This window comes from Aquabacterium sp. (assembly GCF_004297345.1).
Taxonomy (GTDB): domain Bacteria; phylum Pseudomonadota; class Gammaproteobacteria; order Burkholderiales; family Burkholderiaceae_C; genus Aquabacterium.
Map to the genome: position 1 here is coordinate 1 of NZ_SCTN01000358.1, position 6,858 is coordinate 6,858.

Consider the following 6,858-nt stretch of genomic DNA (forward strand, 5'->3'; position numbering starts at 1 on the left):
GGGCCGCCAGGCTTGATGGGCTCTACCTGGGGCTCGGGGTCCGGCAGCAAGGCCAGATTGGGCGGCGCATCGCTGGGCGCGCCATCCTTGCCCTGCTGACGCGCGCCAGCGTCGATGGGACGGGACGTGGCCGAAGCAGCACGTGTCGAGCCCGAGGGCGGTGTTGATGCACACCCGGCCACCAGGGCCAGCACGGCCATCAGCATCAGCGCAGAACGACCACGAGCGACGAGCCTTGTGAGCGCGGCAGAAAGAGGGGGCATCAGGCTTCGTTGCATGGTGCGCACCATAACCGATACGCGACAAGCTGTGCACAAGGTAAGGCCCTGACGCTTTGTGCAACGCACCGATTGCACATCGCGGCACAATGGCACCCTGTCACCGAAACCGCTCAGCCTCCCGCCTACCATGTCCAAACCTCTGGAACAGCCTTTCGATCACCCCTTCGAGCGCGGCATGCGCAACCGTCGCGCCGCACTGGGCGATGCCTGGGTGGACAAATCGGTCGCCAAGGCCAACACCTTCAACGCCGAGTTCCAGCACTTCATCACCGACTACGCCTGGCATGGTGTCTGGGGCCGCCCCGGTCTGGACTGGAAGACCCGCCGCATCATCGTGATGGCCGTGACCTGCGCATTGGGCCGCTGGGACGAGTTCGAGATCCACATGCGCGGCTCCCTCACCCCGGGCAACGCCCATACGCTGACCCCTGAAGAAGTGCGCGAAGCCCTCATTCAGATCGCCATTTACGCCGGCGTGCCAGCAGCCAATACCGGTTTCGCCAAGGCATTGGGCATCATGCGCGAGCTGGGCATCGAGCCCCCACCCCATCCTGCCGATCAGTCCTGGCATCCCGGCGTGGGCCGCTCCGTCTTCACCAGCACCCGCCCCAAGCTGCACGCAACAGTGCGCGAGCCACGGCGCGGCAAGGCCGCGCACACCATCGTTCTGAGCCACGCGCTAGGGCAGGATGGCTCAATGTGGGATCTGGTTGCCAACGAGCTGGCCGCGACCTGTCGCGTGATCTGCCCTGACACACGCGGCCATGGCCGTTCGCAGACGCCGTCCGAGCCCTTGACCATGACCGAACTGGCCGCTGACGCAGCCCGCCTGATCGACGAAATGGCCGAAGGCGAACCGGTGATCTGGGTAGGCCTGTCCATGGGCGGCATGATCGGCCAGGAACTGGCCATCCGCCATCCAGACAAGATCAAAGCCCTGGTACTGGCCAACACAACCAGCACCTATACCGCAGCTGGCCGGGAAGCCATCGGCCAGCGCATTGAAACCGTGGAATCACACGGCCTGGGGGCGATCAGCACCACCACCATGGCCCGCTTCTTCAGCGAAACGTTCCGCCAGCAGCAAGCGGCCACCGTGTCGCGTCATCAGCGCCTGCTGGAGGCAACGGATCCGGAAGGCTACACCGCTTGCGCAGCAGCCCTGTGTGATGCGGACACCTCAGGCAAGCTGCATCACATTCGCGTCCCGACCCTGGTGATCGCGGGTGGCCTGGATGAAGGCACACCGATGGACATGGCTCAGAACCTCGCCAAAGGCATCGCCGGATCGCAACTGGTCACGCTGCAAGGCTGTGCCCACCTCAGCGCCGTGGAGCAACCTCAGGCGTTTGCTGAGCTCCTGGGCGAATTCGTTGCCGGTATCTGAACAAAAAGAAAACCCCACCATGCAGCACGCATGATGGGGTGTTCAGTAAGTGCCCGACCGGACTTGGCCTCGCCGGGGCTTGTTTCGCTTGTCTCTTCTACTCTCAGGCGGCGCGACGGCGAGCCGCCACAGCCACACCAACCAGACCCAGGCCCATCAACGCATAGGTGGATGGCTCGGGAACCGCTGGCTGCAACTTGCCGATGAAGTGCACATCAGGCGTCAGGCCCAGCAGACCGTTGTAAGGGCTGCCGACGTTACCCAGATCCAGCATGGGCACGGTACCAGCCTTGGCGAAGGCAGCTGCTGTGACGCCTGAACCCTTGATGGTCAGTGTCGACGTGGTGTTCTCGGCGAACTTGGACGACGCGAAATCAATGTTCCACTGGTAGGTGTAACCAGCGTCCTTGATCAGCGGCAGCAACCAGCTGTAGCCCGAACCGGCGGCCAGCGCCGTACCGGACGTGCTCGCCAGCGTGCCGTTGGGGCCGGACAGCCACAAGGCTTCAATGAACGTACCAGCCGAGGTCTTGGCCGGGAACGCATTGGTCAGCTGGGTCAGGGACAACTGCACGCCACCGGTGATGTCGGTGATGTTCAGCGTGGCCACCGAGTAACTCAGGGTCTTGGTGTCCAGCAGGTCCAGAACGGTTGACGTGTCAAAAAACGTCTTGAAATCATAGGTATAGCTGGCAGCCCAGCTGGCAGACGACGCCAGACTGAGTGCAGCAATGCCGGCGGCAACTGCCGTGCGGCGCACTAGTTTGATCATGAAGGCTCCTCTCTTGGCGGTGGGCGTTGAGGGCAGCCACTACAAATTGCGTGACTTTTTACCCAACGTTAGCCCATCGTATTGATTTAATGCAGCGCATCAAAGAGGGGTTGCCCGCCCCCTCATGTGTGGGGGCCATAGGCGCCAATTTCATCACTCGATAACACCCGTTGCCCCCGCTCGACAAGGCCGCGCTTGATCTATGCTTGCCCCCTTGCCCGAATTGTTCCGCACTCTGCCTGCCTGCGCGCCCGATGTCGTCCCACGCTGCCAACGCCGCCCCACCCATGATGAACCCGGCCCAGATGGCCGCCGTGCAGCACCTCCACAGCCCCTGCCTGGTGCTGGCGGGCGCCGGCTCGGGCAAGACGCGGGTGATCACCCACAAAATTGCGCGGCTGTTGCAACCTGGCGATGGTGCAGATTTGGCGCCATCGCAAATCGGCGCCATCACCTTCACCAACAAGGCCGCCGCAGAAATGCGCGACCGGGTCAAGGCGCTGATCGGCGCCAAGGCAGCCAGCAAGCTGCTCGTGTGCACCTTCCACTCGCTGGGCGTGCGCCTGCTGCGCGAAGACGGCGCCGAACTGGGCCTCAAGCCCGCATTCTCGATTCTGGACAGCGACGACGTCACCGGCATCCTGCGTGACGCCGGCGCCACCACCGACGCCAAATTAGCCCGCAGCTGGCAATGGACGATCAGCCTGTGGAAGAACATGGGGCTCAACAGCGCGCAGGCCCTGTCGCACGTCAAGACTGACGAAGAGCAGATCGCCGTGCGCGTGATGAAACTGTACGAAGAGCGCCTGCAGGCCTACCAGGCCGTGGATTTCGACGACCTTATCAGCATGCCGCTCAAGCTGCTGGCCGAGCATGAACATGTGCGTCTCAAATGGCAGCGCCAGTTGCGCCATGTGCTGGTGGACGAATATCAGGACACCAATGCCACGCAGTACGAGCTGCTCAAACTGCTGGTGGGCCAGCAAGGCATCTTCACGGCCGTGGGCGACGACGACCAGTCTATCTACGGCTGGCGCGGCGCCACGCTGGACAACCTCAAGCGCCTGCCACAGGACTTCCCAAACCTCAAGGTGATCCCGCTGGAGCAGAACTACCGCTCGACCAGCGCGATCCTGCGGGCGGCCAACAACGTCATCGAAAGCAACCCCAAGCTCTTCCAGAAGACGCTGTGGTCGGACCTGGGTGAAGGCGATCCGGTCAAGCTCATGGAGTGCGACAACGAAGAGCACGAGGCCGAGCGCACCGTCTCTCACTTCATGATGTTGCGCATGAACCTGCTGGAGCGTCACCCCGGCGACCCAAGCAAGACGGACTGGAACAATTTCGCCATCCTCTACCGGGCCAACCACCAGGCGCGCCCGTTCGAACAGGCCCTGCGCAAGGCCAACATCCCCTACAAGGTGTCGGGCGGCCAGAGCTTCTTTGACCGCACGGAGATCCGCGACCTCTGCGCCTGGCTGCGCCTGCTGCTCAACAACGATGACGATCCGGCTTTTTTGCGAGCTGTGACCACGCCAAAGCGCGGCATCGGCCACCAGACGCTGGGCGCCTTGGGCGAGTTCGCCGGCAAGTGGAAGGTCAGCCTGTTCGAAGCCTTGTTCGCCGATTCGCTCTCAGCCAGCCTGAGCGCCAAGGCCATCGGCAGCCTGCACGAGTTCGGCCGCTACGTGAATGACTTCGAATACCGCGCCCGCCACACCTACGGCAGCGAAGACGCCAAGGTGATGCTGCTGGACTGGCTCAAAGACATCGGCTACGAGCAGCATCTCTACGACAACGAAGAGAACGAAAAGGTCGCGGCGGCCCGCTGGACCAACGTCATGGACTTCATCGACTGGGTGGCCAAACGCTGCGGCGGCCAGATCGAGAACGACGGCGGCATGAGCCACGAGGCCGAAAAGAAGAGCGTGATCGAGATCGCGCAGCTGATCTCGTTGATCACCAGCCTGGCCGAGCGTGAAAGCGACCAGAAGATGGTGACCTTGTCGACCCTGCACGCCTCCAAGGGCCTGGAGTGGCCGCACGTGGTGCTGGCCGGCGTCAACGAAGGCTCCCTGCCCTTCTCGCGTGAAGAGGGCGAAATCACGCCCATGCAGGTAGAAGAAGAACGCCGCCTGATGTACGTGGGCATCACCCGCGCCCGGCTGACGCTGGGTGTGAGCGTGCTCAAGCGCCGCAAGAAGGGCCGCGAATACATCCAGGCCACGCCCAGCCGCTTTATTGCGGAGATGAAACTGAGCGAAGGCGCGGGCCCGAAGGAAGATCCGCGTGAAAAGCTCAAGCGCCTGCGCGAAGAAATGGCCGCGAAGGCGGCGGCCTCCAAGGCAGCATCCAGGGCGCAAAACTAGATAGTGAGCACTCACTCTCCTCACGTTTTCCGTGGTGAAGACAAAAAAAACCCGAGACGGTGATCTCGGGTTTTAAATATTCCACCAAAAGGAGGAGTGGAGGAGACAAACGAAACAAGCACGTGTAAGACGTCTCAAACTTCGAAAAGTTCCACACGGCTGAAACAAATTGTATCCACTGTGATGTTTTTACGCAAGGGTTCGCCCGAGGCACAATGCGAGCCCAATTACGGGCTCATTGCGCCTGCATCCATTTCTGGCGCGCAAGGACACATCACATGGAATGCACGATCAACTGGCAACCCACTTCCGGCATGGCTTTCATGGCCGAAACCGGCAGCGGTCACATCATCAACATGGACGGCGCCCCTGAAGGTGGCGGCCGCAATCTGGCCCCCCGGCCCATGGAAACCGTGCTGGCCGGTACCGGTGGCTGCACGGCCTACGACGTGGTCCTGATCCTCAAGCGCGGCCGCCATGACATCCGCGGCTGCCAGGTCAAACTGACAGCCGACCGCGCCGATACCGATCCCAAGGTGTTCACCAAGATCAACATGCACTTCGTCGTGACGGGCGTGAACCTGACGGATTCGGCCGTGGCGCGCGCCATCCAGATGTCGCACGAGAAGTACTGCTCGGCCTCGATCATGATCGGCAAGACCGCCGAGATCACGACCAGCTTCGAGATCGTCGCGCCCTGATTCGGGCACGGGCCCGATCAGATGCGGTAGGCCGCCGTGGTCATGACCTTGGCGGCCAGGCGCATCAAACCTCGAACGGGGGCAGGCAACTCGACGCCACCGGCCTGCAGCGCCGCGTTGGCGTGCGCCACTTCGTCATCGCGCATCTGGGCCACGATGGCCTTGGAGGCCTGATCCCCTGCGGGCAGGCGGTCCATGTGACTGTTGAGGTGATGCTCGACCTGGCGTTCGGTCTCCACGACGAAGCCCAGGCTGACCTTGTCGCCCGCCTTGGCTGCCAGCAAGCCGATGCCGAAGGCACCCGCGTACCACAGCGGGTTGAGCAGGCTGGTGCGGCTGCCAAGCTCCTTGAGGCGTTGCTCGGTCCAGGCCAGGTGATCAGTTTCTTCGCGCGCGGCGGCATCGAACTGCGCCTTGAGCGCCGGGTTGTCCGTGCCCCAGGCTTGCGAGGCGTACAGGGCCTGCGCGCAGACCTCACCCACGTGGTTGACGCGCATCAGCGCAGCCGACAGACGCTTTTCTTCCGCGCTCAACTCGGGGCCTTCCACCGCTGCTTGCGGGCAAGGCCTGGCCGCAGCGTGATCGGCAAAGACCGTGCGCAGAGCCGTGTCCAGCGAGATGAGCAGGCGGTCCATGCCGTCGTGGCGGATGGCCGACGAAGAGGTGCGGGAAGAAGCGTTCATAAGCGAATAGTAGTGCGGCAAGGCATCCGCCCGCTTGCGCAGGCTCAACGCTGCATCAGCCCTCGGCTCTTGGCTATCGACATCAGCATGCCCAGGCCCAGGCCCAGGGAGACCATGGCCGTGCCACCGTAGCTGATGAAGGGCAAGGGCACGCCCACCACGGGCAGGATGCCGCTGACCATGCCCATGTTGACGAAGGCATAGGTGAAAAAGCTCAATGAAATGGCGCCGGCCAGCAAGCGCGAAAACAGCGTGGGCGCTTGCGCCGCGATGAACAGCCCCCGGAAGATCAGCGCCAGGAAGCCAACCATCAAGGCGATACCGCCTGCCAGGCCGTGTTCCTCTGCGTAGGCCGCGAAAACGAAGTCAGTGGTGCGCTCGGGGATGAACTCAAGGTGGGTCTGCGTGCCCTGCATGAAGCCCTTGCCCATCACCCCACCCGAGCCGATGGCGATCATGCCCTGGATGATGTGAAAGCCCTTGCCCAATGGGTCGGTGGTCGGATCGAGCAGCGTGCAGACGCGGTTCTTCTGGTAATCATGCAGGCCTACCCACTTCACACCGGGTTGGCACAGTTGTGTCTGATAGGACACGATCAACGTGATACCCACCGCACCGGCCACCAGCACCGGCACGATCAAGCGCCAGTTCAAACCGGCAAAGAA

Annotated in this window: 6 protein-coding genes and 1 pseudogene; 3 read left to right on the top strand and 4 right to left on the bottom strand. The window is 62.8% G+C overall.

Annotated features, from left to right (window positions below):
* Positions 1-278, bottom strand: a pseudogene (locus tag EPO09_RS13230) (hypothetical protein); the annotation flags it as partial.
* Between the two features lie 130 nt (positions 279-408).
* On the opposite strand from EPO09_RS13230, the gene EPO09_RS13235 reads away from it, so the two are divergent.
* Entirely contained in the window at positions 409-1,668 is a 1,260-nt protein-coding gene (locus tag EPO09_RS13235) for an alpha/beta fold hydrolase (RefSeq protein ID WP_290643789.1), read from the top strand.
* A 103-nt stretch (positions 1,669-1,771) separates the two neighbouring features.
* On the opposite strand, the gene EPO09_RS13240 is transcribed toward EPO09_RS13235, so the two are convergent.
* Complete coding sequence (locus tag EPO09_RS13240; protein WP_290643790.1) at positions 1,772-2,440, bottom strand: PEP-CTERM sorting domain-containing protein; 669 nt, start codon at positions 2,438-2,440, stop codon at positions 1,772-1,774.
* A gap of 254 nt (positions 2,441-2,694) precedes the next feature.
* Here EPO09_RS13240 and EPO09_RS13245 point away from each other — a divergent pair, with 254 nt between their 5' ends.
* Both EPO09_RS13245 and EPO09_RS13250 read left to right on the top strand, forming a co-directional pair.
* Positions 2,695-4,809, top strand: a complete 2,115-nt coding sequence (locus EPO09_RS13245) for an ATP-dependent helicase (protein ID WP_290643791.1) — start codon at positions 2,695-2,697, stop codon at positions 4,807-4,809.
* 278 nt (positions 4,810-5,087) lie between these two features.
* On the top strand, positions 5,088-5,510 hold the full coding sequence (locus EPO09_RS13250) for an OsmC family protein (RefSeq protein ID WP_290643792.1): 423 nt from the start codon (positions 5,088-5,090) through the stop codon (positions 5,508-5,510).
* A 17-nt stretch (positions 5,511-5,527) separates the two neighbouring features.
* On the opposite strand, the gene coq7 is transcribed toward EPO09_RS13250, so the two are convergent.
* Together coq7 and EPO09_RS13260 are read right to left on the bottom strand one after the other, a co-directional pair.
* Positions 5,528-6,145: a 2-polyprenyl-3-methyl-6-methoxy-1,4-benzoquinone monooxygenase gene (gene coq7, locus EPO09_RS13255; RefSeq protein ID WP_290643794.1), complete on the bottom strand. Its 618-nt coding sequence runs from the start codon at positions 6,143-6,145 to the stop codon at positions 5,528-5,530.
* Positions 6,146-6,237: 92 nt separating this feature from the next.
* Positions 6,238-6,858, bottom strand: a 621-nt coding sequence (locus EPO09_RS13260) for an FtsW/RodA/SpoVE family cell cycle protein (RefSeq protein WP_290643793.1), incomplete at its 5' end; no start/stop codon positions are given.